Origin of the sequence: Bradyrhizobium sp. 147 (assembly GCF_023073935.1) — a bacterium.
Classification (GTDB): domain Bacteria; phylum Pseudomonadota; class Alphaproteobacteria; order Rhizobiales; family Xanthobacteraceae; genus Bradyrhizobium.
In genome coordinates, this window is record NZ_JADPKL010000120.1 from 40,468 (window position 1) to 66,572 (window position 26,105).

General features: G+C 64.6%; 30 protein-coding genes and 1 pseudogene. 18 read left to right on the forward strand and 13 right to left on the reverse strand.

What is annotated here, in order from left to right:
* Positions 1 to 63 precede the first annotated feature (63 nt).
* A pseudogene (locus tag IVA87_RS29150) lies at positions 64 to 433 on the forward strand (GFA family protein).
* Between the two features lie 4 nt (positions 434 to 437).
* Here the strand turns inward: IVA87_RS29150 and IVA87_RS29155 are convergent.
* Entirely contained in the window at positions 438 to 1,208 is a 771-nt protein-coding gene (locus IVA87_RS29155; protein WP_247304308.1) for an exodeoxyribonuclease III, read from the reverse strand.
* Positions 1,209 to 1,247: 39 nt separating this feature from the next.
* On the opposite strand from IVA87_RS29155, the gene IVA87_RS29160 reads away from it, so the two are divergent.
* Entirely contained in the window at positions 1,248 to 1,466 is a 219-nt protein-coding gene (locus tag IVA87_RS29160; RefSeq protein ID WP_212304524.1) for a cysteine rich repeat-containing protein, read from the forward strand.
* 12 nt (positions 1,467 to 1,478) lie between these two features.
* On the opposite strand, the gene alr is transcribed toward IVA87_RS29160, so the two are convergent.
* The 3 genes from alr to IVA87_RS29175 form a co-directional block, all read right to left on the reverse strand.
* Entirely contained in the window at positions 1,479 to 2,756 is a 1,278-nt protein-coding gene (gene alr / locus IVA87_RS29165) for an alanine racemase (protein ID WP_247304610.1), read from the reverse strand.
* 56 nt (positions 2,757 to 2,812) lie between these two features.
* Positions 2,813 to 4,318, reverse strand: a complete 1,506-nt coding sequence (locus IVA87_RS29170; protein WP_247281630.1) for a replicative DNA helicase — start codon at positions 4,316 to 4,318, stop codon at positions 2,813 to 2,815.
* Between the two features lie 756 nt (positions 4,319 to 5,074).
* Positions 5,075 to 6,325: a cyclopropane-fatty-acyl-phospholipid synthase family protein gene (locus IVA87_RS29175; protein ID WP_247304306.1), complete on the reverse strand. Its 1,251-nt coding sequence runs from the start codon at positions 6,323 to 6,325 to the stop codon at positions 5,075 to 5,077.
* A gap of 279 nt (positions 6,326 to 6,604) precedes the next feature.
* On the opposite strand from IVA87_RS29175, the gene IVA87_RS29180 reads away from it, so the two are divergent.
* From IVA87_RS29180 to IVA87_RS29190, 3 genes are all read left to right on the forward strand, one after another.
* Complete coding sequence (locus tag IVA87_RS29180) at positions 6,605 to 7,576, forward strand: hypothetical protein (protein ID WP_247304304.1); 972 nt, start codon at positions 6,605 to 6,607, stop codon at positions 7,574 to 7,576.
* Between the two features lie 105 nt (positions 7,577 to 7,681).
* On the forward strand, positions 7,682 to 8,305 hold the full coding sequence (locus tag IVA87_RS29185) for a TetR/AcrR family transcriptional regulator (RefSeq protein ID WP_247336380.1): 624 nt from the start codon (positions 7,682 to 7,684) through the stop codon (positions 8,303 to 8,305).
* On the forward strand, positions 8,289 to 8,756 hold the full coding sequence (locus IVA87_RS29190; protein ID WP_247304300.1) for a PaaI family thioesterase: 468 nt from the start codon (positions 8,289 to 8,291) through the stop codon (positions 8,754 to 8,756). The genes IVA87_RS29185 and IVA87_RS29190 overlap by 17 nt, the downstream gene beginning before the upstream one ends.
* Positions 8,757 to 8,868: 112 nt before the next feature.
* On the opposite strand, the gene rplI is transcribed toward IVA87_RS29190, so the two are convergent.
* From rplI to rpsF, 4 genes are all read right to left on the reverse strand, one after another.
* The gene (rplI, locus tag IVA87_RS29195; protein ID WP_247281624.1) at positions 8,869 to 9,468 is read right to left on the reverse strand and encodes a 50S ribosomal protein L9; all 600 of its coding nucleotides are present in this window, start codon (positions 9,466 to 9,468) and stop codon (positions 8,869 to 8,871) included.
* A 46-nt stretch (positions 9,469 to 9,514) separates the two neighbouring features.
* Positions 9,515 to 10,495, reverse strand: coding sequence for a DUF2232 domain-containing protein (locus IVA87_RS29200; RefSeq protein WP_247304299.1), 981 nt, complete (start codon positions 10,493 to 10,495; stop codon positions 9,515 to 9,517).
* Between the two features lie 133 nt (positions 10,496 to 10,628).
* Entirely contained in the window at positions 10,629 to 10,868 is a 240-nt protein-coding gene (rpsR, locus tag IVA87_RS29205) for a 30S ribosomal protein S18 (protein ID WP_212371059.1), read from the reverse strand.
* A gap of 5 nt (positions 10,869 to 10,873) precedes the next feature.
* On the reverse strand, positions 10,874 to 11,344 hold the full coding sequence (gene rpsF, locus IVA87_RS29210) for a 30S ribosomal protein S6 (protein WP_247336383.1): 471 nt from the start codon (positions 11,342 to 11,344) through the stop codon (positions 10,874 to 10,876).
* Between the two features lie 336 nt (positions 11,345 to 11,680).
* Between rpsF and IVA87_RS29215 the strand changes: the two genes are divergently transcribed.
* The 9 genes from IVA87_RS29215 (at position 11,681) to gmk (ending at position 20,307) form a co-directional block, all read left to right on the forward strand.
* Complete coding sequence (locus IVA87_RS29215) at positions 11,681 to 12,388, forward strand: TetR/AcrR family transcriptional regulator C-terminal domain-containing protein (protein WP_247304298.1); 708 nt, start codon at positions 11,681 to 11,683, stop codon at positions 12,386 to 12,388.
* A 3-nt stretch (positions 12,389 to 12,391) separates the two neighbouring features.
* Positions 12,392 to 13,417: a fatty acid desaturase family protein gene (locus IVA87_RS29220; protein WP_247336386.1), complete on the forward strand. Its 1,026-nt coding sequence runs from the start codon at positions 12,392 to 12,394 to the stop codon at positions 13,415 to 13,417.
* A gap of 174 nt (positions 13,418 to 13,591) precedes the next feature.
* A complete protein-coding gene (gene fabD, locus IVA87_RS29225) occupies positions 13,592 to 14,551 on the forward strand; it encodes an ACP S-malonyltransferase (RefSeq protein WP_247304296.1) in 960 nt (319 codons plus the stop codon).
* A gap of 11 nt (positions 14,552 to 14,562) precedes the next feature.
* Positions 14,563 to 15,300, forward strand: coding sequence for a 3-oxoacyl-[acyl-carrier-protein] reductase (fabG, locus tag IVA87_RS29230; protein WP_247336389.1), 738 nt, complete (start codon positions 14,563 to 14,565; stop codon positions 15,298 to 15,300).
* A 312-nt stretch (positions 15,301 to 15,612) separates the two neighbouring features.
* The gene (locus IVA87_RS29235) at positions 15,613 to 15,852 is read left to right on the forward strand and encodes an acyl carrier protein (RefSeq protein WP_008551805.1); all 240 of its coding nucleotides are present in this window, start codon (positions 15,613 to 15,615) and stop codon (positions 15,850 to 15,852) included.
* Between the two features lie 108 nt (positions 15,853 to 15,960).
* Positions 15,961 to 17,226, forward strand: a complete 1,266-nt coding sequence (gene fabF / locus IVA87_RS29240) for a beta-ketoacyl-ACP synthase II (RefSeq protein ID WP_247304294.1) — start codon at positions 15,961 to 15,963, stop codon at positions 17,224 to 17,226.
* Between the two features lie 125 nt (positions 17,227 to 17,351).
* A complete protein-coding gene (gene mltG / locus IVA87_RS29245) occupies positions 17,352 to 18,635 on the forward strand; it encodes an endolytic transglycosylase MltG (protein ID WP_247304293.1) in 1,284 nt (427 codons plus the stop codon).
* A 121-nt stretch (positions 18,636 to 18,756) separates the two neighbouring features.
* Positions 18,757 to 19,644: a YicC/YloC family endoribonuclease gene (locus tag IVA87_RS29250; protein ID WP_247304290.1), complete on the forward strand. Its 888-nt coding sequence runs from the start codon at positions 18,757 to 18,759 to the stop codon at positions 19,642 to 19,644.
* A 3-nt stretch (positions 19,645 to 19,647) separates the two neighbouring features.
* Positions 19,648 to 20,307 (forward strand): guanylate kinase, encoded by a 660-nt coding sequence (gene gmk, locus IVA87_RS29255; protein ID WP_247304288.1) that lies wholly within the window; start codon positions 19,648 to 19,650, stop codon positions 20,305 to 20,307.
* On the opposite strand, the gene IVA87_RS29260 is transcribed toward gmk, so the two are convergent.
* Complete coding sequence (locus tag IVA87_RS29260; RefSeq protein ID WP_247336393.1) at positions 20,240 to 21,460, reverse strand: hypothetical protein; 1,221 nt, start codon at positions 21,458 to 21,460, stop codon at positions 20,240 to 20,242. The two genes, gmk and IVA87_RS29260, sit on opposite strands and share 68 nt — an antisense overlap.
* Positions 21,461 to 21,933: 473 nt before the next feature.
* On the opposite strand from IVA87_RS29260, the gene IVA87_RS35195 reads away from it, so the two are divergent.
* Positions 21,934 to 22,308, forward strand: coding sequence for an MAPEG family protein (locus IVA87_RS35195; protein WP_256466511.1), 375 nt, complete (start codon positions 21,934 to 21,936; stop codon positions 22,306 to 22,308).
* Between the two features lie 20 nt (positions 22,309 to 22,328).
* The gene (locus IVA87_RS29270) at positions 22,329 to 22,946 is read left to right on the forward strand and encodes a cupin domain-containing protein (RefSeq protein ID WP_247304285.1); all 618 of its coding nucleotides are present in this window, start codon (positions 22,329 to 22,331) and stop codon (positions 22,944 to 22,946) included.
* A 42-nt stretch (positions 22,947 to 22,988) separates the two neighbouring features.
* On the opposite strand, the gene IVA87_RS29275 is transcribed toward IVA87_RS29270, so the two are convergent.
* A complete protein-coding gene (locus IVA87_RS29275; RefSeq protein ID WP_247304283.1) occupies positions 22,989 to 23,690 on the reverse strand; it encodes a Crp/Fnr family transcriptional regulator in 702 nt (233 codons plus the stop codon).
* A gap of 6 nt (positions 23,691 to 23,696) precedes the next feature.
* Entirely contained in the window at positions 23,697 to 23,867 is a 171-nt protein-coding gene (locus IVA87_RS29280) for a hypothetical protein (RefSeq protein WP_247304281.1), read from the reverse strand.
* A 232-nt stretch (positions 23,868 to 24,099) separates the two neighbouring features.
* Between IVA87_RS29280 and IVA87_RS29285 the strand changes: the two genes are divergently transcribed.
* Positions 24,100 to 24,924, forward strand: a complete 825-nt coding sequence (locus tag IVA87_RS29285) for a Crp/Fnr family transcriptional regulator (protein WP_247304279.1) — start codon at positions 24,100 to 24,102, stop codon at positions 24,922 to 24,924.
* Positions 24,921 to 25,148 carry a hypothetical protein gene (locus tag IVA87_RS29290; RefSeq protein WP_247304277.1) on the forward strand — a complete coding sequence of 76 codons (228 nt, stop codon included), beginning with the start codon at positions 24,921 to 24,923 and terminating at the stop codon, positions 25,146 to 25,148. Before IVA87_RS29285 ends, IVA87_RS29290 begins: the two co-directional genes overlap by 4 nt.
* A 71-nt stretch (positions 25,149 to 25,219) precedes the next feature.
* Here the strand turns inward: IVA87_RS29290 and IVA87_RS29295 are convergent, their stop codons facing one another.
* Together IVA87_RS29295 and IVA87_RS29300 are read right to left on the reverse strand one after the other, a co-directional pair.
* Positions 25,220 to 25,411, reverse strand: a complete 192-nt coding sequence (locus tag IVA87_RS29295) for a hypothetical protein (protein WP_247304275.1) — start codon at positions 25,409 to 25,411, stop codon at positions 25,220 to 25,222.
* A 388-nt stretch (positions 25,412 to 25,799) separates the two neighbouring features.
* The gene (locus IVA87_RS29300) at positions 25,800 to 26,036 is read right to left on the reverse strand and encodes a hypothetical protein (RefSeq protein WP_247304273.1); all 237 of its coding nucleotides are present in this window, start codon (positions 26,034 to 26,036) and stop codon (positions 25,800 to 25,802) included.
* Between the last annotated feature and the right edge of the window lie 69 nt (positions 26,037 to 26,105).

Genomic DNA, 26,105 nt, shown 5'->3' on the forward strand with positions numbered 1-26,105 from the left:
GCTGACAGCATGTTGGCAGCAGCGGCCGGCTACGACCATGTCCTGACAAAACGGAGAGAGGTCATGCCGATCGAGGCAAGCTGTCATTGCGGTGAGACGGTCTTCGAGGTGACGGAAGCGCCGTCGAGCGTGACGCGCTGCACCTGCACGCTCTGCACCAAGCGCGGCGCGCTATGGGCCTATTACACGCCGGCCCAGTTCCGCCTGCTGTCGCCCCCCGACAACGTCGCGACCTAATCTCTGGGGCAGCCGCTCTGTCAAACATCACTTCTGCGCGAATTGCGGCTGCGGCACCTATTCGGAATCGCCGGACTGGTCGACGGGCAAGCCCGATTTCGAAAATCCCAAGGTCGCCGTGAATGCGCGCCTGTTCGACGATTTCGATCTGGACGCCTTACCCGTGAACGTGATCGACGGCAGGAATCTGTGGTGAGGAGTCACCGCAACACGATCCACGCCGGCGCGTGATCGCTCGCGCCATCCTCGCCGCGGATCTTCTTGTCGACGCCGGCTTTGACCAGGCGCGGGGCGAGGGCAGGGCTGAGCAGCAGATGATCGAGCCGCAGGCCCGCATCGCGCGGCCAGCGGTTTCGCTTGTAGTCCCAGAACGTGTAGATGCGCTCTTGGGGATGCAGTTCGCGGATCGCGTCGCACCAGCCTTGTTCGACCAGTGAGGCAAACGCCGCACGGCTCTTCGGCTGGATCAGCGCATCCTTGTCCCATGAGCGCGTCGGATAGATGTCGATCGCGGTCGGCGCGACGTTGTAGTCGCCGGCGAGCACCACCGGTAGCTCCTGCTTGATGAAGCTCTTGGCGTGGCGCCTCAGCCGCGCGAACCAGTCCAGCTTGTAATCGAATTTCGGCCCCGGCTGCGGGTTGCCGTTCGGCAGATAGATGCTGGTGACGATGACGCCGCGTACGGCGGCTTCGATATAGCGGGCTTCGTGATCGTCGGTCGTCCCCGGCAAGCGATCGCGGGTGAGCACCGGCTCGGCGCTGCGGGCGAGGATGGCGACGCCATTCCAGGTCTTTTGTCCACGCCAGACTGCGCCATAGCCGGCTTTTTCGATGGTCGCCGCCGGAAATTCGCCATCACTTGCCTTCAACTCCTGAAGCGCGACGACATCGGGCTTCGCGATCCGCAGCCATGCCAAGAGATTGGGCAAGCGGCGATTGACGTTGTTGATGTTGAATGTCGCAATCTTCATGTAGGGCTGACGCTTCTGCCTTCCGATTCCGGAGACACAATGTCCAAGTTGAGCTTTGTTGCCATCGCACTCGTCATCGCGTTCTCCGGAGGCGCATCGGCACAATCGTCCGATCCGCGCGGTGCGTGCAAGGCGGACTATGACAAATTCTGCGCCGGCATCGCGCCCGGCGGCGGCATCGTCGCCTGTCTCAACGGCAAGCGCGATCAGCTCAGCGCGACCTGCAAGGCGGCGCTGGACAACCGGAAAAAGAAGTAAGCGACGAGCTGTTCAGCTCCGCAGCGGCGGCGGGCTTGCCGGCTGCTCCACCGGCGGCGGGGAGGGCGGCTGCTCACCCGCCTGTGCGGCAGCTGGCTTTGTCAGCGGCTCCACGATATTGCCGCCCTTGTAGAGGCGGGCATAGCGGCGGCCGAGGCTGGTCAGCACCTCATAGCCGATCGTGCCGAAATGATGCGCGAGCTCGTCGACGGTAATGCCCTCGCCGAGCAGCGTCACCATGTGGCCGCGCCGCGCCGCGTTCGGCGGCAGGTCGGTGATATCGATTGCGATCAGGTCCATCGAGATGCGGCCCGCGACCGGGCAACGTTTTCCGGCCACGATGACTTCGGCGCCGCGGGTGCCGTCATTGGAGCTGGCGGCGCGGAAATAGCCGTCGGCATAGCCGACCGCAATGATCGCGAGCTTGGTCGGCCGCCGTGCGGTCCAGGTGCCGCCATAGCCGACGGTCTCGCCGCGCTCGATCGTGCGGATCTGCACGATGCGCGCCTTGAGATCCACGACTTGCTGCATCGGATTGTCGGCCTCCGGCGTCGGATTGACGCCGTAGAGTGCGGCCCCCGGCCGCACCATGTCGAACTGGAAGGGCGCGCCGAGGAAGATACCGGAGGAATTGGCGAGCGCCGCCGGCACGCCTGAGAACTCGCTGGCGATGCCGCGGAAGGCTGCGAGTTGTCTTGCATTCACCGGGCTGTTGAGCTGCTCGGCCGAGACCAGATGGCTCATCACCAGCGTGATGCCGTGATCGCCGGCATTGATTCGGGGGATGATGGCCTGCGCTTCCGCAAGCGTCAGGCCGAGCCGGTTCATGCCGGTGTCGATGTGAACAGCGGCGCCTCCGGTCCAGCCGGTGCGGCGGCAGAACACGTCCCATTCGGCGAGCTCGTTGAGGTCGCCGATCACCGGCCGGCAATTGATCTTCGCATAGTGCTCGCCGGTGTTCTGGAAATAGCCGCTGAGCACGTAGATCGTGGGCTCCGGCACGGCCGCGCGCACCTTGCGCGCTTCCTCTATGGTGGCGACGAAGAAGGTCTTGCAGCCGGCCTTGCTCAGGGCACGCGCGACTTCGGCGGCGCCGCAGCCATAGGCGTCGGCCTTGATAACCGCCGAGCACTCGGCCGGCACCGCCGTCTTCTCGAGCTTGCGCCAATTGGCGATGATGGCGTCGAGATCGACGGTGAGTACGCCGCCATAGGCGGCGAGCGCGGCAGCCTGACTGGCCTCCGCGGAGAGAAGACCGGATTGGGGGATCGTTTTCGGGTCGGACGCCATTGTCATGGCGCCGTTTTACGCAAGAGACCCGAGGGGTTCAACCCGGGGAACAGTTTCTAATAGTCGCTGCGATCCGGCAATTGGCCGTCATGGGCGAGGTCGCCGAAGCGGGTGACCGAGGCGTCGAAGTGCAGCTCGACCGTGCCGGTCGGGCCATGGCGCTGCTTGCCGATGATGACTTCGGCCCGGCCGACCGTGCGTTCCATGTCGGCCTGCCATTTGGCGTGCTCCTCAGTGCCGGGACGCGGCTCCTTCATGGCGAGGTAATATTCCTCGCGGAACACGAACAGCACGACGTCGGCGTCCTGCTCGATCGAGCCGGATTCGCGCAGGTCCGAGAGCTGCGGCCGCTTGTCGTCACGCGATTCCACCTGACGCGAGAGCTGAGACAGCGCGATCACGGGGACGTTGAGCTCCTTCGCCAGCGCCTTCAGGCTGGTCGTAATCTCCGTGATTTCCTGCACGCGGCTGTCGCTGGCGCGCTTGCCCGAGCCGGACAACAGCTGGATGTAGTCGATCACCAGGAGATCGAGGCCCTTCTGGCGCTTGAGCCGCCGGGCGCGCGCCATCAGCTGCGCGATCGACAGGCCGCCGGTGGCGTCGACATAGAACGGCAGCGATTGCAGCTCGATCGAGACCTGGCGGATCTTCTCGAAATCGGCTTCCGTGATGCCGCCGCGGCGGATGTGCGAGGAGGGGATGCCGGTGCGCTCGGCCACGATACGCGTGGCGAGCTGGTCGGCCGACATTTCGCAGGAGAAGAAGCCGATCACGCCGCCATTGGCGGCCTTCATGGTGCCATCGGCCTGGAGTTCCGGAACATAGGCTTGCGCGACGTTGTAGGCGATGTTGGTCGCCAGCGAGGTCTTGCCCATGCCGGGACGTCCCGCCACGATGATGAGGTCGGAATGCTGCAAGCCGCCCATCTTGGTGTCGAGATCGCGCAGGCCCGTCGAGATGCCCGACAGCTTTCCGTCGCGCTGGAACGCCTTCGCCGCAAGATCGACGGCGACCGTCAGCGCCTGCGAGAATTTCTGGAAACCGCCGTCATAACGGCCAGACTCGGCAAGTTCGTAGAGCTTGCGTTCGGCGTCCTCAATCTGCGCCCGCGGCTGAAAATCGACGGGCGCGTCGTATGCGACATTGACCATGTCCTCGCCGATGCCGATCAGGTCGCGCCTGAGCGACAGGTCGTAGACGGTGCGGCCGTAATCCTGGGCGTTGATGATGGTGGTCGCTTCGGCGGCGAGCCGCGCCAGATATTGCCCGATGGTCATGCCGCCGACATCGGTATCGGCGGGAAGGAACGTCTTCAGCGTGACGGGCGTCGCGATCTTGCCCATTCGGATCAGGCTGCCGGCGGTCTCGAAAATGGTCTGGTGTAGCGGCTCGAAGAAATGCTTCGCCTCCAGGAAATCGGATACGCGATAGAAGGCGTCGTTGTTGACGAGGATCGCGCCCAGGAGGCTCTGTTCCGCCTCGATATTGTGTGGCGCGCTCCGATAGGCGGGCGTTCCGGCGTCGGGCGCGAGTTTGAGAACGTTCGAATCAGTCAGGGCCATGGTCGGACGTGCTTAGCAATTTTCTAGGGCGGATGCGGGGCGGGGATAAAGCGCCGCTGCAGGCGAAAGCGGAAGCAAAAGCTGACCGCTATCAACCGTTCAGTGAAAATGGTGGATGATTGGCCGCCGCAGCACGCCCCGCGCTTGACGGATTTTCGCGGAACCGGGTGCGGCTTGGGAGCGGACGCACCCGCGCCGTGCAAAAAGCCTGAAGGCGTGAACCTTATGGATTGGCGCGCAGACCTATCGAAGAACGCGCGAATTGACGCACGCTGGGAGCTTTCGGCTCGGATTCAGACCAGCAGGAGGTAGACCAGCGCAGCCAAGGCCGCCCCGATGCCGGTGACGATCAGGGCGTAATCGGTGCGGAGGTCGTTTTGCACGTCGAATGCGGTTTGGGTCTCTTTGCGCATGGCGACGATCTAAGCCAAGTCCGACCAGTTTTGTGTGAAGCAGATCACATCTTCCCGGATTCTTTCGGGTAGAGCCGGAACAGGCCGGCGGGCAGGGGGTTGTCCCCGACTCGCCAGCAGGGAGACGCAAGCGATGCGGCCAGAACGGCAGCAGCAGATGTGGCGAAGCGAGGCAGGCAGCCGGCTTTGGCTAGCCGGACTGATCGCGGCCATGGAGCACGCCGAGCGGCCTGAAGTGCGGCGTCAGCCGGTTGCACCTGAAGTGCTTTTGGAATTACGGACGCAACTGGCGCTAACCGCCTCCTTGCGGCTTTCCCAGATTTCCGGCCTGCATCATTAGGGCTTATTCACCTGCAAGCTTCAGCCTGGGCTTGGCGCCGCCCTCGTTGGCCCGCAGCCGGGCCTCTTCGCGCGCGATGTAGTCGCGCGTCATCGGCACGACGCCTTGGCGCCGGGTGAGCTGGATCTGGAAGTTCATCATTGCCTGCTTGCGGAAGGTCATTTCGCAGGCCGCCAGGTAGAACTCCCACATCAGCGCGAAGCGCTCGTCGTAGAGCTGCACGGCTTCCTCGCGCCGCGCCATGAAGCGCTCTCGCCAGGCTTTGAGCGTCTCGGCGTAGTGCAGGCGCAGGATCTCGATGTCGCAGACCAATAGGCCCGCCCGCTCAATCGACGGCAGCACCTCGGAGAGAGCGGGGATGTAGCCGCCGGGGAAGATGTATTTGGCGATCCAGGGATTGGTCGAGTCCGGTCCCTGCGAACGGCCGATCGAGTGCAGCAGCATGACGCCGTCCTCGCTCAGCAGCTCGGCGCAGCGTTGGAAGTAGGTGTCGTAGAAGCGGGCGCCGACATGCTCGAACATGCCGACCGAGACGATGCGGTCGAATGGGCCTTCGATGTCGCGGTAGTCCTGCAGCAGGAATTTGGCCGACCCCGTCAGCCCCTTTTCGGCGGCGCGCGCATTGGCGATTCGCAATTGCTCGGTGGACAGAGTGATGCCGGTGACGTCGGCGCCCGCGATCTCGGCAAGATAGAGCCCGAGCCCGCCCCAGCCCGAGCCGATGTCGAGCACACGCTGGCCCGCCCCGACGAGCAGCTTCGCGGCGATGTGCCGCTTCTTGGCGAGCTGCGCGTCATCGAGCGTGGTCTCCGGCGTCTCGAAATAGGCGCAGCTATATTGCTTGTCAGCATCAAGAAAGAGCGAATAGAGCCGGGCGTCGAGATCGTAGTGGTGCGCCACGTTCCTGCGGGAGCGCGAGCGCGGATTGAACTGCTTGAGGTGGCGGGTCAGATAGCGCAGGTGCCACCACGGTTTGGCCCACTGCGGCAATAGGTCGGGTTGATCCAGCAGGATCGCGAGGGCATCAGCTATGGTGCCGTGTTCGACGACGAACTCGCCATCCATATAGGCTTCGCCAAGCCCGAGCTCGGGGTTGATGAGGATTTTTCGTTCTGCGTCTTTCGTGACGAAACGGACTGCGACCGGGGCGCCGGAGCCGTCGCCGACGGTGAACGTCCTCCCGCTTGCGCTGGTCACCGTCATCGACCCGCGCCGGATGAATTGAGACAGAAACTTATGCAACAAGCGGTCCATCGGCATTTCCTCTCGAGCGGACCCGAAAGTTTGCGACTAACCCGGCCTTCATATCTGACGCCCAGGCGCCGCAGCGGTTCCTATGCGTTTGCATCTAAAATCTAGCGAGCCAGTTCCGGCTCCGCCATTGCGCTGTGCTCAAAGCCGATATTCGAAAAGCGCTTAATCACATCCTTGCGCGCGGGCCTGCTTCCATTCGCGGCTCAATCGGATAAAAGGTGACCGCCGCCGCGCGGGATGCCGGCTGCACCTCTCGGATTTCAGTGGAGATGATGGGAAATGTCGAGCCGAGCGTTCAGTCTCGCGACGGTACTGCTTCTGATCGGCTTCGGCGCAACCGATACCGTGCTTGCGCAGGCAACGAACCTCGAGGCCGGCAAGACTCCGTCCCAGCTCTTCGCGCAGACCTGCAATGCCTGCCACAGGAGCCCGCGGGGACTTCTGAAGTCCGTGGCGCCGAGTTCGCTGCCGGGCTTCCTGCGCCAGCACTACACCACGAGCTCGGATATGGCGGGTATCCTCGCCTCCTACCTCGTCTCCAATGGTGCCACCGACGCCCGGTATCAGGCCAAGGACGGCAGGGACAAGAAGGACGGCGCCAGGGAGCGAGAAGCCAATACAGCTCCGGGCCAGTCCGAACATCAGGGCCGCCGCCAGCGCTCGCAGGAGGCCGCCAAGCCGGAGGGCGAGGGGTCCGCTCCTGCGGCCGAGGGCCCGCGCCAGAAGCGGGCTGCGCGGCCGGCTGACGAAGGCATGAAATCCGAAGGCCAGGCAGCACCCGAGGGGCGCAAAGCCAAGCGCCGCGGCAGGCCCGGCACTGAGGAAGCACCGAAGGTCGACGCCGCCGCGCCGGCCACTGAAGACAAGAAGAGCGAGCCGAAGCCTGAGACGGCCAAGCCCGACAGCGCCAAGGTCGAGCCGGGTCGTGACGAGACCAAGCCCGACAGTGGTAAGGCATCGGAGAAGCCCGCCGACGCCATGCCTGATACCGCGAAGGTCGAGCCGCGCGGCAGTGAAGCTCCGCCGCTGCGCCCCGATCCGGTGCCGCAGGTGATGCCGTCTGCACCAGCCACCGTGACGCCGATCGAGCCGGCCGCGCCCAGAGCGACGGGAGAGGCGGCTCCGACGCCGACTGCGCCTGCTGCCAGCTCCGAACCGGCCAAGGCGCCGGCACCTCCCGCAACCGCTGCAGCTCCGCCTGCCGCGCCAGCCGAGTCGTCCGGTCCGCCGACGCCGCCGATCTCGCGCTAACCAGCCTGGTTTTGATGGACATGCGCGACCGCTTTGATCGCGGCCTCCGCATTGAATTGACGAGGCCTAGAGTGCCACTCTAGAGTAATGCTCTAGGAGGCGGCAATGACGGCGAGCGTGCGAGACGAGCTGTTGGCGGCCGGGCTGATCGTGTTCGACCGCGTTGGTTTCGAAGCCGCGACGGTGACTGCGATCCGCACCCGCGCGCGCGCCTCCAATGGCAGCTTCTTTCACGCCTTCGGCTCGAAGAAGGAGCTCGCCGGTGCGCTGTTCCTGCAGGTCCTGCGGCACTATCACGCCGCAATGCTGACCGCGCTCAATCCCGTCCCCGGTGCGGAGCAGGGCATCGATCGGCTGATCCGGGCGCATCTTGAGTGGGTCGTGACCAGCCGGCGCGAGGCGCGCTACCTCTTCGAGATTTCCCGCAGCGAGTGGGACGAGGAGGTTCGCGAAGCCCAGCGCGCGCAGAACGCGCGCCTCGCCGACGGCATCGACCGCTGGCGCGCGCCGCTGGTTGCACGCGGTGAGCTCTTGCCGATGACGGCGGCAATGTTCATCAGCCAACTGATCGGGCCGGCGCAGATCTTCTGCCGCGCCTTCCTGTCGGGACGTGACCACACCGATCCTCGCGGGGAGGCCGAGATGCTGATCGCCTGCGCCATTCGGGCGCTAAGGCCGTTCGACCGCATCAACGAGCAACAGGAGAGAGTGCATGTCAGCCGCAGCTGATCCGGAGTTCGCACCGATTGCCGAACGCATCCACGCCAATGTCGGCCGGCAGGGCTTCATGAACCTGGTCGGCGCCGAGCTTTCGGACTTGTCGCGCGGCACCTGCACCATCGCCGTGGATCGCCGGCCGGAACTGCTACAGCAGCACGGCTTCTTCCACGGCGGCGTCACCGCCTTCCTGATCGACAACGCCACAACGATCGCAGCCGCGACCTCGCGTGGCCAGCCGGCGCTGACGGCGGAGTACAAGCTCAATTTATTGTCGCCTGCAGTCGGCGAGAAGCTGATCTGCCGTGCCCGCGTAATCAAGCCGGGCCGTCAGGTCTCGGTGGTTGCGGCCGACGTATTCTGCGTCAGCGACGGCGTCGAGAAGCACACGGCAACGGCGCTGGCCTCGATTTCGATGTTGAGCGAGGACGTCGCCGCGAAAACGAAAAGCCCGGCCGCCTGAGGCGACCGGGCTGATTTTGAGCTCGTCATTCCGGGGCTCGCGAAGCGAGAACCCGGAATCTCGAGATTCCGGGTCTGGTCCTTCGGACCATCCCGGAATGACGACATTGGAATTACTTCTCTTCCGTAGCCGGCGCCGGCTCGACCTCGTCGTGCTGGGCTTCCGGATCGAAGAACTCGCCGGCCGCGGCGATTGCCTCGGCGGCCGCGTCGCGGTCCTCGTTGCGGGTCGAGATGTCCTCGCCGCGGTTGATGCGCTCGGCCTCGTCCTGACTGCGCGCGACCGTCACGGTGATGTCGACCTCGACCTCCGGGTGAACGGCGACGGTGACCGTGTGCTTGCCGATGGTCTTGATCGGTGCGTCGAGCTGCACCTGCGGACGGTCAAGATGGACGCCGTCGGTTTCGAACGCCATGACGATGTCGCGCACGGTGACCGAGCCGAACAGCTGGCCGGCTTCGGAGGCCTGGCGGATCACGATGATGTTCTTGCCCTGGATCTTTTCGGCGACCTTTGATGCTTCGCCCTTGGCCTGGAGGTTGCGCGCCTCGAGCTCAGCCTTCATGCCGTCGTACTTGGCACGGTTGTCGGCGGTGGCGCGCAGCGCCTTGCCGCGCTTGAGCAGAAAATTGCGGGCATAGCCGTCGCGAACCTTCACGACTTCGCCCATCTGGCCGAGCTTGGTGACGCGTTCCAGCAAAATGACTTCCATATTCGTTCTCCTTTGAAGGGATCTGTTTCAGTTTCCGGGGTTGGACTTAAGAGGTTGGCAGCGGCGGCGGCTGCCGGCTGCGCAGGAAGCGCTCGCGGAAGCCGAACACGGCATCCGCAAGACCGAGGATCACCATCGCGATGACGGGCCATCCGAACACGACGACGACGGCGTAGGTCGAGCCGAGCCAGAAGGTGCGGCTCTTCAGCGCCAGCGTCAGCGTATGCAGCACGGCAAAACCGGTCAGCGCATAGCCCATCATCAGCGCGGCCGTGGTGATCTGCGCGACGATCGCGAGCAGCCCGCCGGTGAAGCAGAAGGCGAGCGCGATGCAGAGTGCCACGAGCGTCATCGGCGGCAGCTCGGCCGTTTTCAGGTCCGGCCAAGGGCGACGCAGCCGGCCCGACGTCGCGGTCACCTTGGCGCTGAGCCAGAGGCTGAGAGTCAGCGTCATCATCGCGACGATGGTGGCGGCGGCCGGTGCAATGCGCACGAGTGCGTCGACGAACTGGCTGGCTTCACCCGAAGTTTGCGGATCGGCGGCGCGGAGGAGGCGCATCAGGCCTCGCCGCAGCGTGAGGCTGATGGTGTCGGCGTCGGTGCCGAGCGTGAGCAGGGCGGCAATGGTGGTCAGCGCGGCGAAGCCTGCGATCCAGAGCAGGATGCGGCCGACCGGATACCACTCGACCTCGGGCTCGGCTTGCGGCTCGAACGCGGAGGCGTCTGGTGCGACGCTTCCCACCGGCCGGCCAAGCAGGACGAGATGGCCGAGCCACCAGGCCGGCAATGCGACGGTGACGGCGAAGGCGATGCAGTAGGGCACGCCGAACAGCGCGCCGAGGCCGATTGCGGCGGCAATGCCGCCGAGGCTCGCGCAAAGCGGCCCCCAGCCGATCGCGGCGACCATCAGAGGCAGCGGTGCGAGATAGAACAGGACGAGCGAGATCAGCGCGCCCGAGATGATCGAGGCGAACATCAGCGCCGACGCGGCGCCGGCGATCAGGGCTATCAGTCCAAAGGCCATCATCAGCTGTCCCGCTCCCTTCGAGCGGTTAGAGGCGTCGTTTGCCCCAACCATCGGCGACCGGACGACCCGGAGGCCTTATGAGTTCAGAACGCGAGGACCGGCGGCTCAGCGGCCGCCGGTCGAATTGGTCGCGTCAGCGAATGACGTAGGGCAAGAGGCCCAGGAACCGCGCGCGCTTGATGGCGCGGGCGAGCTCACGCTGCTTCTTCGCGGACACCGCGGTGATGCGGCTCGGCACGATCTTGCCGCGCTCGGAGACGTAACGCATCAGCAGCTTGGAGTCCTTGTAGTCGATCTTGGGAGCATTGGTGCCCGTGAACGGGCAGCTCTTGCGACGACGGAAAAACGGACGGCGTGCACCAGCTTCAGCCATTGATCTTACTCCGCATCCGCAGTGGGTTCAGCTTCTTCGCGCGGACGGCGCGGGCCGCGGTCACCGCGGAAGCCGCCCTCGCGGTCGCCACGGAAGCCGCCTTCACGCTCGCCGCGGAAGCCACCGCCGCGGTCGTCACGCTCGCGATCACGATCGGCCTTGCGCATCATCGCGGACGGGCCTTCCTCGAGTTCTTCGACGCGGACGCTGAGATAGCGGATCACGTCTTCGCTGATGCGCTCCTGGCGCTCGATCTCGGCGATCGCCGCGGACGGCGCATCGATGTTGAGCAGCACGAAATGCGCCTTGCGGTTCTTGTTCATGCGATAGGTGAGGGAGCGAACGCCCCAATTCTCGGTCTTGGTAACCTTGCCGCCGAGACCCTCGACGATACCGGTCATTTGCGCAGTCAGCTCTTCGACCTGCTGCGGGCTCGCGTCCTGACGCGCGAGAAAAACATGCTCGTAAAGAGGCATGGAAGTCCTTTCCTCATGTTGGCGCATCGCCCGGCGTCAAGCCCTTAAGAGACCTTCGGAAAGGACTCTGGGATTAAGCTCAGAAGGCGGAAACACGGGACGACGGGCCGACTGGCCCTGCCACACCAAAATCACGGATGATTTGCTGAGACCGTCCGTTCAGCTCCCGGCCGGGGTCTGCGGATGGGCGCCTTATACGGATTTTGGCCGGCTTTGCAAGGTTGGGGGCCAAGTCTCGGCTCGCACAACCGAAGCCGGGTGGCGGTCGGCTCGCAAATCGAACTAGCTTGACCTGCTTGTTTGTATAGCATACAAAGAAGTCAGCGGGAGGATCCAATGGCAGACAATTCTGCCCATGCTCCGTTCGAACCGGGCGCCAGCGACCCCAAGCACGCCGCGCGCGCCACACGCACGGCCGGCCGCAAGATGCGGTCGCTGCTGTTGGATGCGGCAAGCCCGCTGTTCCGGGAGCGGGGGCTGTCGGGCACGTCGATCACCGACATCGCGGCCGCGGCGGACGCGTTCCCGAGCCAGATCACCTACTACTTCCGCACCAAGGAGGCGCTGTTCGTCGAATGTGCCTGCCGCGAGCTGCTGTATCTGGCGCACGCGACGGAACAGGCGGCGCTGAGGACGCGTACGCCGCAGGAATACACGCACGCGCTGGCGGAGACGGTCACGGCGAGTGATTCGGTCGCCTTCTTCGCCGAAGCCCTGACACTGACGCGGCGGCGGCAGGATCTGGCGCCGCTGGTTGAGCGCACCATCGAACGGCTGCACAGCGAAGGCGCGCGGGCCTATGCAAGCCAGGTCGCACGACACGGCTGGCGCTCGTTGCGCGCGCCCGATGAAAGCTCGCGGCGGTTCTGGGCCGTCGCTATCGGCGTCATTCTCGAAGGCTACGCCATGGGCCGATCGCCGGAGGAGCTCTGCAGCGAGATGCTGCGCGTGCTCGGTGAGCAGGCGAAATCCACAGGCGAGGCTGCGCGCCTGCGTCTGGTCGAGCAGCGCGATGCGCCGAGCAATTCGGATGAGGAGAGTTAGGCCATGACCCCGCTTCGCATGCGTGCCCGCGATTTCCTGACCGACGATCAATTGGCCGACGTGCGCCAGCGCGTGACGTGGAAAGGCGTTGCGCTGATCGCGCACGCCTGGGCGCTCATCATCGGTGCGATCGCTCTGGTCGCGTGGTGGCCCAATCCGCTGACGTACATTCTCGCCGTCGCCATCATCGGCTCGCGCCAGCTTGGACTTGCCATCCTCATGCATGACGGCGCGCATGGCTGCTTGTCCGCCGATGAGAAAACCAATCTGGCGCTGAGCCAATGGTTCTGTGCCTATCCGCTGTTTGCGGAGACGCGGAGCTACCGGCGCTATCACTTGCAGCATCACGCGCGCACCCAGCAGGACGACGATCCCGATCGGGTGCTGTCGGCGCCGTTTCCGATCACCAAGCTTAGTTATCGCCGCAAGTTCATTCGCGATATCAGCGGACAGACCGGCTACCAACAGCGCAAGGCGCAATTGCTCAACGCGCTCGGGCCAAAGGACTGGGCATGGCGGCAGCGTGCGGCGCATTTCTGGGAAAAGCTCGGCCCACAATGCGTCGTCAATGCCGCAATGTTTGCTGCGCTCGCGGCGGCCGGCGTGTGGTGGGCCTATCTATTGCTATGGCTGGTGCCGCTGCTGACCTGGATGATGGTCATCACCCGCATCCGCAACATCGCCGAGCACGCCGTCGTCCCTGACGGCAATGACCCATTGCGCAACACTCGGACCACGCATGCCAATTTTCTCGAGCGCCTGTTCATCGCCCCGTACTACGTGAATTATCATCTCGAGCATCACCTCTTGTTCTATGTGCCCTGCTACAATTTGCCGAAGGTGCATCGCCTGCTGAGCGCCAGCCTGCATGCCGACCGCATGGAGGTGCAGCCGGGCTATGCCGCGGTGCTGCGGCTTGCCACCGCGAAGCCGAATCAGGACGATCGGCCGGGGCAGCTGGTCAACAGCGCGCGCCGCGCGCGGGCGGGGGCAGAGGTCGACGTCAACCAGACAGCCGGCGGATTCTAGGAAAGCCACATCCCTGGTTGAATGCTGGCCGGGGTTCCCATCTTGGCTTGACAGTCCGACCCCGGACAGTGTCTACGGCCCCCTTTGGAGCGTAATCCGGAACCTTGGGCTGAGGCCGCGCGTAGTCGGCTGCCGGTTCTCGTGAGGATCACGCCCGACATGCAGGGAGCGCCGATGACGGCAGCATTTACATTTCCTGGGCAGGGGTCCCAGGCGGTTGGCATGGGCAAGGCCCTCGCCGACGCCTTTCCGGCGGCGCGCGCCGTGTTCGATGAGGTCGATGCCGCGCTTGGGGAGGAATTGACGGCGACCATTTGGGATGGTCCGGCCGAGACCCTTCAGCTGACCGAAAACGCCCAGCCAGCTCTGATGGCGGTCTCCCTCGCAACCCTGCGCGTGCTGGAGAGTGAAGCCGGTTTTTCCGTCGGGCGGGACGCAGCCTTCGTCGCTGGCCACTCGCTTGGTGAATATTCGGCGCTGGCTGCGGCCGGCAGCCTGAGCATCTCCGATACCGCTCGGCTGCTTCGCACCCGCGGTCTCGCAATGCAAAAAGCCGTGCCAGTCGGTGCCGGTGCAATGGCCGCGCTGCTTGGCCTCGACTACGAGGCCGCCATCGAGGTCGCCCAAGAGGCGGCGCAGGGGCAGGTCTGCCAGGCCGCCAACGACAATGGCGGGGGGCAGGTTGTGGTCTCCGGCGACAAGGCGGCGGTCGATCGCGCCGTCGAGATCGCCAAATCCAAGGGCGCCAAGCGCGCGATGCTGCTGCCGGTGTCGGCGCCGTTTCATTGCAAGCTGATGCAGCCGGCCGCCGACGCCATGGCGGAGGCGCTCTCGATGGTCACGATCAAGGCGCCGGCCGTGCCGTTGGTGTCGAATGTGCTGGCGAGCGCCATCACCGATCCCGACGAGATCCGTCGCCGCCTGATCGAGCAGGTCACGGGCACGGTGCGCTGGCGTGAATCGGTTGCCTATATGGCAGCGCAGGGCGTCACCCGTTTCTTCGAGATCGGCGCGGGCAAGGTGCTTACGGGACTCGTCAAGCGCATTGCGGACGGTGCCGTCGGCGTTGCGGTTGGCGGTCCGAGCGATATCGCTGCCGCCAAGGATGCACTGGCCGCTGCCAAGCAGGCTTAGAGGAGTACTTCATGTTCGATCTGACTGGCAGAAAGGCGCTCGTCACCGGCGCGACCGGCGGCATCGGCGGCGCGATCGCGCAGGCGCTGCATGCGCAGGGCGCTGCCGTTGCGATTTCCGGAACGCGCAAGGACGTGCTGGAGGAGCTTGCCGGCAGGCTCGGCGAGCGCGCCTTTGTGCTACCCTGCAACCTCTCCAAGGCCGATCAGGTCGAAGCGCTGGTGCCCGCCGCGGAAGCCGCGATGGGACAAGTCGACATCCTCATCGCCAACGCGGGCATCACCCGCGACAATCTCTTCGTGCAGCTTCGCGACGAGGATTGGGAGGAGGTCATCAACGTCAATCTGACCGCGACCTTCCGCCTGGCGCGCGCGGCGACCAAATTGATGATGCGCAAGCGCTTCGGCCGCATCGTCGCCATCACCTCGGTGGTCGGCGTCACGGGCAATCCGGGGCAGGGCAATTATACAGCATCGAAAGCGGGCCTGATCGGCATGATCAAGACCCTCGGCGCCGAATACGCTAAGCGCGGCGTGACCGCCAATTGCATCGCGCCCGGCTTCATCAAGACGCCGATGACGGATGCGCTCAACGACAAGCAGCGCGAAACGATTCTGACCAAGGTTCCGGCTGCGCGCCTGGGGACGCCCGAAGACATCGCGGCAGCCGCCGTCTACCTGAGCTCGAACGAAGCGGCTTACGTCACCGGGCAAACCATCCACGTCAACGGCGGCATGGCCATGATCTGACGCCTCGTGCCGCACCGCCGGTCAGGCCGGTGCCGGATGCGGCAAACGGCCGTTTCCGGAGCGAAATGAGGCTTGTAGTCAAGGCAATTGAAGTATGATAACCGGACCTACAACGGATGGGCAAAGAACGCCATTGCAGGTTTTTGAAACCCTGTATATTGGCGATGCGGAGCCTTTGGCCGTCGTTCGCCGGGGCCTGCATCGGTTAGGATGGGCCAAATCAAAGTTCGTAAGCGAAGGCAGTCAAACGACCACGACGGCTCGTATCGTCCCGGGGGGTCGGGTCTACAGGGAACAACACGAGGTTAAGCAATGAGTGACATTGGCGAGCGGGTTAAGAAGATCGTGGTCGAACACCTTGGTGTTGAACCCGAGAAGGTTGTCGACAACGCGAGCTTCATCGACGACCTCGGCGCCGACAGTCTGGACACCGTCGAGCTGGTGATGGCGTTCGAAGAGGAATTCGGTTGCGAGATTCCGGACGACGCTGCGGAAACGATTCTCACCGTCGGCGACGCTACGAAGTTTCTCGAGAAGAACGCGAAGAGCTAAGGCTCTTCAATTTCGCGGGGACAACATTGAAACCGGACGGGCCGCTTCGCAGCGGTCAGCCGGTTTCTTGTTATTGGCCGTGAATCTGTCGATACGGAGTTTTCGGATATGAGGCGGGTCGTCGTCACGGGTCTCGGCATGGTGTCGCCACTCGGCTGTGGCGTCGAGCCGACCTGGAAGCGCATCCTCAACGGCGAGAGCGGTGCGCGCAGAATCGAGAGCTTCGACGTCTCCGATCTTCAGACCAAGATCGCCTGCACGGTCGTGCGCGGCGACGGGTCGAACGACACGTTCAATCCTGACAAGTGGATGGAGCCGAAGGACCAGCGCAAGGTCGACGACTTCATCATCTTCGGCATGGCCGCAGCCGGCCAGGCGCTCGACGATGCCAACTGGCATCCCGAGACCGAAGAGGACAAGTGCGCGACCGGCACCATGATCGGGTCCGGCATCGGGGGTCTCAACGGCATTGCCGACACCGCGATTCTGCTCAAGGAGCGCGGGCCGCGCCGAGTGTCGCCGTTCTTCATTCCGGGGCGTCTGATCAACCTCGCCTCTGGCTACGTGTCGATCGCGCACGGGCTGAAGGGACCGAACCATTCGGTGGTCACAGCCTGCTCGACCGGCGCGCACGCGGTGGGCGATGCCGCTCGCCTGATTGCGCTCGGCGATGCCGACGTCATGGTTGCCGGCGGTGCCGAATCGCCGATCAGCCGCATCGGCATTGCCGGCTTCAATGCCGCGCGCGCGCTGTCCACCGGTTTCAACGAGACGCCCGAAAAGGCCTCGCGTCCCTATGACAAGGACCGCGACGGCTTCGTGATGGGTGAGGGCGCCGGCGTCCTGGTGCTCGAGGAGCTCGAGCACGCCAGGCGCCGCGGCGCGAGGATCTATGCCGAGGTGATCGGCTACGGCCTTTCCGGCGATGCCTATCACATTACCTCGCCGTCGCCCGATGGCGATGGAGGCTTCCGCAGCATGGCGGCCGCGCTCAAGCGCGCCGGTCTCACGGCATCCGATCTCGACTACATCAATGCGCACGGCACCTCGACACCGCTCGGCGACGAGATCGAACTCGGTGCGGTGGAGCGCCTGCTCGGTAACGCTGCCTCCAAGGTTGCGATGTCCTCGACCAAATCGTCGACGGGTCATCTCCTCGGCGCGGCCGGTGCGATCGAGGCGATCTTCGCCATTCTCGCGATTCGCGATAATGTCGTGCCGCCGACCATCAACCTCGACAATCCGTCGGTCGAGACTGCGATTGACCTCGTGCCGCACATGGCGAAGAAGCGTGAGGTCAATGTCGCATTGTCGAACTCTTTTGGTTTTGGTGGCACCAATGCGTCGGTGATCGTGCGGCGCTTGGCCAATTAGTTTGCCTTTGAGACGAATCCACCGTTTTGCCGTATTCGGCGATAGTCATAGAAGTGGGCGCGTGCATTTGGCTCGGCAAGTCATTGTCAGGCCGCGATTGAACCGGCAGGATTCAGGTTGCTTCGATGAGTGAAAGGCCGCCCATTTCGCCCCGGAGTCCGCGGGCTGCACTCGAGCCCGAGCAGGTCCCGCCGCCGCCCAAGCGATCGGACCGTGCGCGCAATCCCTTCGTGGTGGTTGGCAACGCGATCATCACGCTGCTGTTGCTCGCCATGCTCGGTGCCGGCGGCGTCTATTATTACGGCCGGCAGGTGCTCGAGGCGCCGGGACCGCTGAAGGAAGACAAGATCGTCAATATCCCGCAGCGCGCGGGCAAGCGCGACATCGCCGAGACGCTGAACCGGGAAGGCGTAACCGACGTCAATCCGTGGGTGTTCATCGCCAGCGTCGCCGCGTTGAAGGCGAGCTCGGACCTCAAGCCCGGTGAGTATTCGTTCCAGAAGAACGCATCCTTGCGCGACGTCATCGCCACCATCGTCGAGGGCAAGGTGGTGCAGCATGCCGTGACGATCCCGGAAGGCCTGACCTCCGAGCAGATCGTGGCGCGGCTGTCCGACAACGACATCTTCACCGGCAGCGTGCGCGAGCTGCCGCGCGAGGGCACGTTGCTGCCGGAGACCTACAAGTTCCCGCGCGGCACCACGCGCGAGCAGGTGATCCAGCGCATGCAGCAGGCACACAAGCGGGTGCTGGCCGAGATCTGGGAACGCCGCAACCAGGACATTCCGGTCAAGACGCCGGAGCAACTGGTGACGCTGGCGTCCATCGTCGAGAAGGAGACCGGCAAGCCGGACGAGCGTAGCCGCGTCGCGGCGGTGTTCGTCAACCGCCTGAAGCAGAGGATCAAGCTGCAGTCCGATCCCACGATCATCTACGGCCTCGTCGGCGGCAAGGGCACGCTGGGCCGTCCGATCAAGCGCAGCGAGATCACGCAGCCCTCTCCCTACAACACCTATGTGATCGAGGGCCTGCCGCCGGGGCCGATCTCCAATCCGGGCCGCGCCTCGCTCGAGGCCGCCGCCAACCCGGCCCGCACCCGCGATCTCTATTTCGTCGCGGACGGCAGCGGCGGGCACGCCTTCACCGAGACCTACGACGCGCATCAGAAGAACGTCGCGAAGCTTCGTGCGATCGAGAAGCAGATCCAGAACGACACGGTCGAGCCGGCCGAGGACGCGCAGCCACCGGCCGCTGCTGCGCCCGGCGCCGCCGATACACCGACCGCGACCACGCCGGCACGGCCCAACCAGCAGAAAAAGCCGCCCGCGGTCCGGCCGGCCAATCCAGCCAATCCCGCGCCGGCCCGGCAGGGCGCGGTGCAGCCCTCGCCGCCGGTGGTCCAGCGCTAGGCCGGGGCTGCGCGCAGCGCCGTCCATGCTCTTTGCGGATTCCACTTTCCGGCAAAATAGTCTTAAGATTCGCGTGGCTTGATGGCCTCGCGAATCCCGCGTTTCTGGAGAATCTCAACCGATGGCGCTGTCGTCCATGACCGGGTTTGCCCGAAGCAACGGCGCAAGCGGGCCGTACACGTTCGAATGGGAATTGAAGTCGGTCAACGCCAAGGGTTTTGACCTCAGGGTGCGGCTGCCGCAGGGATTCGATGAGCTCGAGGCGCACGCCAAGAAGCGCGCCGGCGAGCTGTTGTCGCGCGGCACGGTCTACGCCAATCTCAACGTCAAGCGCACCAACGCCGCGGCCGCGGTCCGCATCAACGAGGACGTGCTCAACGCCGTGCTGAAGGCGGCGGCGCTGATCGCCGGCAAGGTCGATGCGGTGGCGCCGAGCGTCGACGGCCTGCTCGCCATCAAGGGCGTCGTCGAGGTCGCCGAGCCCGACGGCGACGAGGAGGAGGACAAGGCCGCACGCGCCGCCGTGGCGGAGGCCTTCGACAAAGCGCTTGCCGATCTCGTCGAGATGCGCAAACGCGAGGGCACCTCGCTGGGGCAGATCCTGACCCAGCGCGTCGACGAGATCGAGCAATTGGCGAAGAAAGCGGAGGCTGCGCCCGGCCGCAAGCCGGAGGCGATCAAGGCGAAGCTGGCAGAGCAGATCGCGGCCCTGCTCGACACCTCCGATCGTTTCGATGCCGATCGCCTGATGCAGGAAGCGATCCTGATCGCGACCAGGGCCGACATCCGCGAGGAGCTCGATCGCATCGCCTCCCACATCGCGCAGGCGCGCGAGCTGATCGGCAAGGGCGGTCCGATCGGCCGCAAGCTCGATTTCCTGGCGCAGGAGTTTCACCGCGAGGTCAATACCTGCTGCTCGAAGTCGAATGACATCGAGCTCACCAATACGGGACTCGCCATGAAGAATGTGGTCGAGCAGTTCCGCGAGCAGGTCCAGAATCTGGAGTGATCGATGACGACGGGCGGTCACGGAACTGACGGTGTCGAGCGCCGCGGATTGATGTTCGTGCTGTCCTCGCCCTCGGGCGCGGGCAAGACGACGCTGTCGCGTCTCCTGATCGAGCGAATGCCGGGCCTGAAGATGTCGGTCTCCGCGACCACGCGCGAGATGCGGCCGGGCGAGGTCAACGGCAAGGATTATTCGTTCGTCGACAAGGCCACGTTCGAAGCGATGGTGAAGGCTGGCGAGCTCTTGGAATGGGCGACGGTGTTCGACAACAGCTACGGTACGCCACGCGGCCCGGTCGAGGCGGCGCTGTCGGCCGGGCAGGACGTGCTGTTTGACATCGACTGGCAGGGCACGCAGCAGTTGCGCGAGAAGGCGCGCGCCGATGTCGTCAGCGTCTTCATCCTGCCGCCCTCGGCGGCCGATCTCGAGAAGCGCCTGCACTCGCGCGCGCAGGATTCCGACGACGTGATCCGCAAGCGGATGAGCCGCGCCAGTCACGAGATGAGCCACTGGGCCGAGTACGACTACATCGTGATCAACCACGACGTCGACGAGGCCTTCGGCGAAGTGCAGTCGATCCTGAAGGCCGAGCGTCTCAAGCGCGAGCGGCGGATTGGCCTCGCAGGCTTCGTGCGAAGTTTGCAAGGTCAGCTTCAAGGTTAGACCGCGACAGGCGCGGCCCTTCCTTCACCAGCTGTTCCAGCATCGTCGTGATGACGTCGACGTCGACCGCATCCTCGTGGCGGCCTGCAGGCGCCTCATCGCGATCCTTGCCGATCTCGTTGGCGGCGAGCCGGGGCGCAGCGGCCTCGATTTCGAAATCCCGGTCGAATATCTTGATCTTGGCCTCGGCGGGCCTGACCTCGTCAGGTTCTGCGGCAGGGATCGCGGCACGCGACTTGCGCGCGTCGATCAGATCGATCTCGCGGCCGATCGCGGCAAGTTTTGTCGCTTGTTTCGTCGCTTGAGGACGCGGCGCATCGAAGTCGATGGGGCGCGACGGCTGGGCGTTGGCCGACGTCGCATCGAGCCAGGGCGCGCGGCTTGCGTCCTGTTTCTGCGGCTCCCAATCGTCCCAATGTGTGCGGCGGTCGGCGGACTGGACCCGGACGCGCGCGCCGGCGAAGCGGTAGATGAGGCTGGCGAGGATTCCCGCGAGGGCCAGCGCACCGCCAATCACGAGCAGCAGCATCTGGACCGAGCCGGTCGGCTTGTCGGTCGTGCTGTCTGCCGCGGCGGGTGCCGGGGAGGAAGGGGATTTTGACGGCTTTGCGCTCGGCTGGGCGGCTGCCGCGACAACGGCAGGCGCCGGCTGCGGCGCGGGCGGGGCGGAGGTTGCGGAGACATCGGGCCACGGCGTGGCGGATTGTTGCGCGTTGCCGTCAGCGGCCTGATCTGCAGATGGTTGCGCCCGTGTCGCGCCTGCGGGTTGCGCAGTTGCGTTTGGTGCTTTGGCGGCGTCACCGCTCCGTGATGTCAGATACTCGGCGCGCGCATCCTGCGTCGGGTGTTGCTGCTGCGCCGGCGCGACTCCGGTCGGCGTATCGCTCGTAGCCTGCGCGCTCTGCACGGACTTCGCGCCGTCCTTGTCGCCGGCGGCGCGCAGATACCAGCACTGCCGCTTGGTCCCACGCTCGATGCGATAGTACCAGTGCTGCCCCTGCGGCGCGGCGCCCTTGGGCGAGACGAGGCAGTCGGCGGCCGCGTTGGCCGTGCTCGGCGCGTTCTGTGCGTTCTGCGACACGGCGGCCAGTGGCGCGCCGGCAATGATGCTGCCGACTAGCGCGGATATGAATTTTGCGGTGCGGTTGCCCATCCTGGTCTCCCGGTTACGCATGACGCAACTCTTACTCGCCCTTTGTCGTCAAAGACTTGGGTGGCAATGAGCCGCAAATCCGGAGAGGATGTGGCTTGAATCGGGCTCGCAGCGCGTTTGTTCCGCCGCGAAATTGGGCCTATTCGCGTCGCTATGCTCCGCCGAACTCCAGGTTCCGCCGCAGCTGGAACCACTGCGGGCGCCGAGGCGGCCGGAGCCGGTGAAGGTCACGCCGTCGTCTTGGTCGACGGTCTGGCTTGCGTATCGAGACAGAAGGAGCATAGCGGCGCGCTCCCGCGGCGCGTTCGCCCGCGTCTTGCTCTGCTCTCATCGCCCAATGATGGCCAAAGGGCGCAGGGAAGGCCGGGCGCCGGCGGCACCCGCATGTTCGTGCGCTACGAAGAGTGTGTATGCCACAAATCCGAAATTCGGAAAAGAAAAATCTTTTTGGGGTGAGTGCTTGACGAGGTGTTTTGCCCGACGCCCCCGGGGCCACATCAACCCCGCCGCCCGTCGTCTCGGATTCTACGTCATTTGCAAGCAGGCGGAGCCGAAGCGGCTACGTACTGGCAGCGTTCGTTTCGTGGGCGCTCCTTCTGTTGGTCGTGATGGGAACAATCCGAACGTATCCCGTCGTGACTGGAAAGGTTGCGGCCAACGTCTTCGCCCCAGACAATTCCGGACTATCGCCCTTGATGCAGCGCCTCGCACGGGCTCAGGCCAATTGCATCGAAGGTCTACCGGTTTTCGGCGGCTGTTGCGGCGGCTGCGCAACGCACCGGAATAGAAATCAAATGGCGGGCTGCGCAGGTTCTCCGTTGGAAACTTATCATCTCCGCAGCCGTTGAATCGCGGCTGAGGCGACGCTATGCCGGTTAAGGACCAGATCAAGAATCTCGCCAAGAAGCTGGTGGAGGAGCATCCCGACGCGGCGACACTGCGGGCGCTGGTGCGGGCTCGGAAGCCGGTGGCCATCCATTTCAGGGATGACGGCGTCGTGCCGAACAACCCGCATTTTCCGCTCTTGCTCTATCGCGGGGCGGTGAACCTCAAGCCTCGGCGTTTTGCGCCAGAGGTCATCATCGACACGCTGTTCGATGCGAACGGCTGGGGCCGGTCATGGCGCGATACCGTGTACGACTTTGTGCACTATCATTCGCAAGTCCATGAAGTGATGGGCGTGGCGCGCGGCACGGCCAGGATCGAGTGCGGCGGGATCAAGGGGCGGGTTCTGCGCGTGAAGGCCGGCGACGTTCTGGTGCTTCCCGCAGGCACCGGACACCGGCTCATTGAGGCCAGCCGGGACTTTCTGGTCGTCGGAGCGTATCCGCGGGACGGAACGTATGACGAGTGCACCGACACAAGGGAGCGTCCAGACGCCATCAAACGCATTACCAAGGTGCGCAGGCCGAAAGCCGATCCGGTGCTGGGACGCAACGGCCCGCTGCTCAAATCATGGCGGACCAAGCCGCGAGCGAGAGGGTAATGCGTTCGGCCCCCAGCTCGAGCATGCGTTCACTGGCTGCGTTCAGCTCAGATAGTCAGGCGCAAAATCCGCAAGCCTTCGCAGCTCTTCGGGCTGCAACAGCTCGATCTCGCTGCCTTCCCACGCGATCAATCCGCGATGTCTCAGCTCCTGGATGGTGCGATTGACATGGACGATGGACAGTCCGCAGGCGTCCGCCACGTGCCGCTGTGTCATCGGCATCTGAAAGCAGCCGTCGGTGACGAGCCCGACGATCTCCAGCCTCGCGGCGAGCTCGCAAATGAGATGCGCTACCTTCGGCAGCGCTGCCTGAGCGCCGAGGCGGGCGATCCATTGCCGCGAGATCGCCGCGTCAATCAGCGTCTCGCGCCAGAACGCGCGGGTCAGGTGGACGGAGCCATCGAGAAGCTGCCTGAGCTGACTGTGCGCGACGGTGCCGACGATGCTTGGCCCGAGGCCGACGAGGTCCGCATCCATGGTTGAGACCAGCAGCGTGTGCAGGCACGGCATGTCGCCGGGCACGTGGAATGCGAGGATCTGGCTGCGATCACCGACCATGCGGGCCTGATAGAAGAAGCCGCTCACAACAAAGACGCAGCGCGTGGCGGCCTCGCCCTGGCGCAGCACGATCTCGCCGTCCGCGACCTGGCGCAGCGTAGATGGCAAGCCGGCGATTTGCCGGCGTTCGTCCTCGGAAAGGCCTTCTATGGCATCGAGGCGCGCGATGAACTTCGAATGCGGCATGAGACTTCAGTCGTCACGGGGCACTTCGACAAAGCGCCGCGAGAGCTTTGCGACGGTCCAGTCGGAGACGGGCACAGCGCGGAACTCGCGGATAGCGTGGGCGAGTTCCTGATCCGACATCGGCCGGACCGGCTCGTTCAGCGTTCCCTTCAGGAAGGCGTGGTTGATGCTGTCCAAGTACTCGCTTCTTGGGTGCTCGCTTCGCTCCGATGCGAACAGGTGGCGGATGCGCTCAAGGATCGTGATAGGGCTCATGAGAAGGCCGGCTCGGTTCGGCGGTGATCGAGTTGAAGCAAACCGGTGCCATCGCAAACCGGTTAGCAACCTGTGCTTCCGCCTCGCGTTCTAATCCGCTGGATACAAGTCAGATGTATCATTTGATAGAACCAGTGCGATTTTTGGCGGCGGTATGGAAAAAGCCCACGAGGTGCTGATCCGGAACCTCTGCGAGCACACCGTGCTCGCAGAGGAGGATATTGCCGAGATCCGCACACTCACCTTCACGGTGCGCGACTATGCGCCGAACGAGGATTTCATCCGTCAGGGCGACGAACCTGAACATTCGGTCTTGGTCGTGTCGGGCATGGTCGCGCGCTACCATCTGCTTGGCAGCGGGCGGCGGCAATATCTCGCGTTCCATCTGACCGGCGACCTGCCGGACGCGCAAGGCCTGTTCATCGACCAAATGGACCATGGGCTGAGTGCGTTGGGGCCTGCTTCGGTCGCCTTCATCCCGCATCGCGAATTGTTCGCCGCGTTCAGGCGGCGACCGCTTTTCGGAATGGCCGTCTGGCGCGAGACGCTGCTCGACGCCGCGATCTTTCGCGAAGCCATCACCAACAACAGCGCCCGTCCCATGCAGGCGCGCATGGCGCACCTGTTCTGCGAGCTGTTCTATCGCGCCCGCGCCGCGCAACTGGTCCGCGGCAATCGCTGCCGCATGCCGATCAGCCTGGCGCAGCTCGGCGAGACGCTGGGCATGGCGATCGCGACCGTGAACCGGACGCTCGCCGATCTCAGGCGGAGCGGGGCCATGGATCTTCGCGATGGCGAGCTAATCGTGCTGAAATGGCGCGAGTTGCAGCGGCTCGGGGATTTCAACCCGGCCTATCTGCACCAGAAGCGTCAGTCGCCGCCGCAAGCGGCAGCGCACGTCAGCGCGAGGTCCGGCTCGAGAGTGGGGAACAACTCTGTCGCGGGCACGTCATCCATGGGACGAGGGAGATGCCCATGAAAGCACTCATCGCAGCAATTACATTTGCAGCCATGGCCGGGCCCGTCATCGCCCAGAATACCGGGCCCGCTCCACAGAGCGGCATGGAAAGGCCGGAGAACACCAACGGCGCCACGGAGAAGGGGACGATGGATACCACCGGCATGAATGCAAATCGGGCAAATCGGCCCGGCATGACCGATGCGTCCAAACAAGAGAACGGGACCGACGGCAAGAAAAAATAAGGGCCGGCGCCATCCACGGCGCCGGCCTTGCAGACATCTTGCAGACATATTGTGTATGACTTGCAATTGTCTCACTCGCGCGCGCAGCAATCGACCAGCGCGCGCCAGATACGTTCGGCCTGCAATTTCCGTTGACGTTCGAAGACGGCGTCATCCTCCGTCCGAGGCGATGTCGCGGTCGGCGTGTCGCGCGGCTCAACCCAGCGCTCCGAGATGGGATCGTACCATCGGCCGAGACTCGTCACATCCAACATTCCCCTCATCGTCTATCCCATGTGCCTGTTGCTGGTGTTCTGGGTGAGTTTGCCATGCGCATCCTGCTCGCGAATGTCCTGCTTCTCGTCATCGCGGGAACTGACGGCGCGCGACCGGCCGCCGTGGGACTCCGGTTCTGCTTGGGAACCGATCGCACCGTTTCGCCCAGGGCTTTGTCATCCGCATTAACTCCATCGTTGCTGATGCGGCATCAATGCAATGAACGTTCGCGGCGTTCCAAATGGTGCCGTTACGTTCCAGATGCCATTGAACTCTGTTCTCCGCCGGAGAACTACGGGCACCGGCTGAGCGTGCCCGCGTGTTCAGGAGTGAACATACAGGAGTGAACGCGTGCCAACCGGCGTCTCGGATACGCCGGGTAGCCGCCGAACACCATCATCCAAGGCGCGCTTCACGTTGCGCGGCGGCGTTGCTCCTCGCCGCATGCAGGCGGTAAGCGTCGATCGCCCTGTTGGCGAGCATCAACTGCCGGCGCTCCCCTGTTCGAAGCTGCGCTTCGATGGCATCGAGAATGACATTGGCGCTCTCGTCCGCAGGACCGAGCTCGCCGCTCTTCTCCAGGCAGCTCCAGGCGATGAAGAATGCGCTTTCGACGGTGCAACGGATCGACATGCGCTGCCAACGCGGCGCGGCCGCAGGTGTTCCGTACGGGCGGGCGAGACTTGCGTCAGGCCCGTCGCG

Excerpts from the sequence above, each read along its gene's own strand:
- IVA87_RS29215 (WP_247304298.1), top strand. The coding sequence starts at position 11,681 with ATGGCAGACAATTCTGCCCATGCTCCGTTCGAACCGGGCGCCAGCGAC.
- rpsR (WP_212371059.1), bottom strand. The coding sequence starts at position 10,868 with ATGGCTGAAGCTGGTGCACGCCGTCCGTTTTTCCGTCGTCGCAAGAGC.
- IVA87_RS29300 (WP_247304273.1), bottom strand. The coding sequence starts at position 26,036 with ATGTCGATCCGTTGCACCGTCGAAAGCGCATTCTTCATCGCCTGGAGC.
- IVA87_RS29235 (WP_008551805.1), top strand. The coding sequence starts at position 15,613 with ATGAGTGACATTGGCGAGCGGGTTAAGAAGATCGTGGTCGAACACCTT.
- fabG (WP_247336389.1), top strand. The coding sequence starts at position 14,563 with ATGTTCGATCTGACTGGCAGAAAGGCGCTCGTCACCGGCGCGACCGGC.
- IVA87_RS29270 (WP_247304285.1), top strand. The coding sequence starts at position 22,329 with ATGCCGGTTAAGGACCAGATCAAGAATCTCGCCAAGAAGCTGGTGGAG.
- gmk (WP_247304288.1), top strand. The coding sequence starts at position 19,648 with ATGACGACGGGCGGTCACGGAACTGACGGTGTCGAGCGCCGCGGATTG.
- IVA87_RS29220 (WP_247336386.1), top strand. The coding sequence starts at position 12,392 with ATGACCCCGCTTCGCATGCGTGCCCGCGATTTCCTGACCGACGATCAA.
- IVA87_RS29170 (WP_247281630.1), bottom strand. The coding sequence starts at position 4,318 with ATGGCCCTGACTGATTCGAACGTTCTCAAACTCGCGCCCGACGCCGGA.
- IVA87_RS29275 (WP_247304283.1), bottom strand. The coding sequence starts at position 23,690 with ATGCCGCATTCGAAGTTCATCGCGCGCCTCGATGCCATAGAAGGCCTT.
- IVA87_RS29295 (WP_247304275.1), bottom strand. The coding sequence starts at position 25,411 with ATGAGGGGAATGTTGGATGTGACGAGTCTCGGCCGATGGTACGATCCC.
- IVA87_RS29250 (WP_247304290.1), top strand. The coding sequence starts at position 18,757 with ATGGCGCTGTCGTCCATGACCGGGTTTGCCCGAAGCAACGGCGCAAGC.
- rpsF (WP_247336383.1), bottom strand. The coding sequence starts at position 11,344 with ATGCCTCTTTACGAGCATGTTTTTCTCGCGCGTCAGGACGCGAGCCCG.
- fabF (WP_247304294.1), top strand. The coding sequence starts at position 15,961 with ATGAGGCGGGTCGTCGTCACGGGTCTCGGCATGGTGTCGCCACTCGGC.
- alr (WP_247304610.1), bottom strand. The coding sequence starts at position 2,756 with ATGGCGTCCGACCCGAAAACGATCCCCCAATCCGGTCTTCTCTCCGCG.
- IVA87_RS29160 (WP_212304524.1), top strand. The coding sequence starts at position 1,248 with ATGTCCAAGTTGAGCTTTGTTGCCATCGCACTCGTCATCGCGTTCTCC.
- rplI (WP_247281624.1), bottom strand. The coding sequence starts at position 9,468 with ATGGAAGTCATTTTGCTGGAACGCGTCACCAAGCTCGGCCAGATGGGC.
- IVA87_RS29190 (WP_247304300.1), top strand. The coding sequence starts at position 8,289 with ATGTCAGCCGCAGCTGATCCGGAGTTCGCACCGATTGCCGAACGCATC.
- IVA87_RS29180 (WP_247304304.1), top strand. The coding sequence starts at position 6,605 with ATGTCGAGCCGAGCGTTCAGTCTCGCGACGGTACTGCTTCTGATCGGC.
- IVA87_RS29290 (WP_247304277.1), top strand. The coding sequence starts at position 24,921 with ATGAAAGCACTCATCGCAGCAATTACATTTGCAGCCATGGCCGGGCCC.
- IVA87_RS29155 (WP_247304308.1), bottom strand. The coding sequence starts at position 1,208 with ATGAAGATTGCGACATTCAACATCAACAACGTCAATCGCCGCTTGCCC.
- IVA87_RS29200 (WP_247304299.1), bottom strand. The coding sequence starts at position 10,495 with ATGATGGCCTTTGGACTGATAGCCCTGATCGCCGGCGCCGCGTCGGCG.
- IVA87_RS29285 (WP_247304279.1), top strand. The coding sequence starts at position 24,100 with ATGGAAAAAGCCCACGAGGTGCTGATCCGGAACCTCTGCGAGCACACC.
- fabD (WP_247304296.1), top strand. The coding sequence starts at position 13,592 with ATGACGGCAGCATTTACATTTCCTGGGCAGGGGTCCCAGGCGGTTGGC.
- IVA87_RS29175 (WP_247304306.1), bottom strand. The coding sequence starts at position 6,325 with ATGGACCGCTTGTTGCATAAGTTTCTGTCTCAATTCATCCGGCGCGGG.
- IVA87_RS29260 (WP_247336393.1), bottom strand. The coding sequence starts at position 21,460 with ATGGGCAACCGCACCGCAAAATTCATATCCGCGCTAGTCGGCAGCATC.
- mltG (WP_247304293.1), top strand. The coding sequence starts at position 17,352 with ATGAGTGAAAGGCCGCCCATTTCGCCCCGGAGTCCGCGGGCTGCACTC.
- IVA87_RS29185 (WP_247336380.1), top strand. The coding sequence starts at position 7,682 with ATGACGGCGAGCGTGCGAGACGAGCTGTTGGCGGCCGGGCTGATCGTG.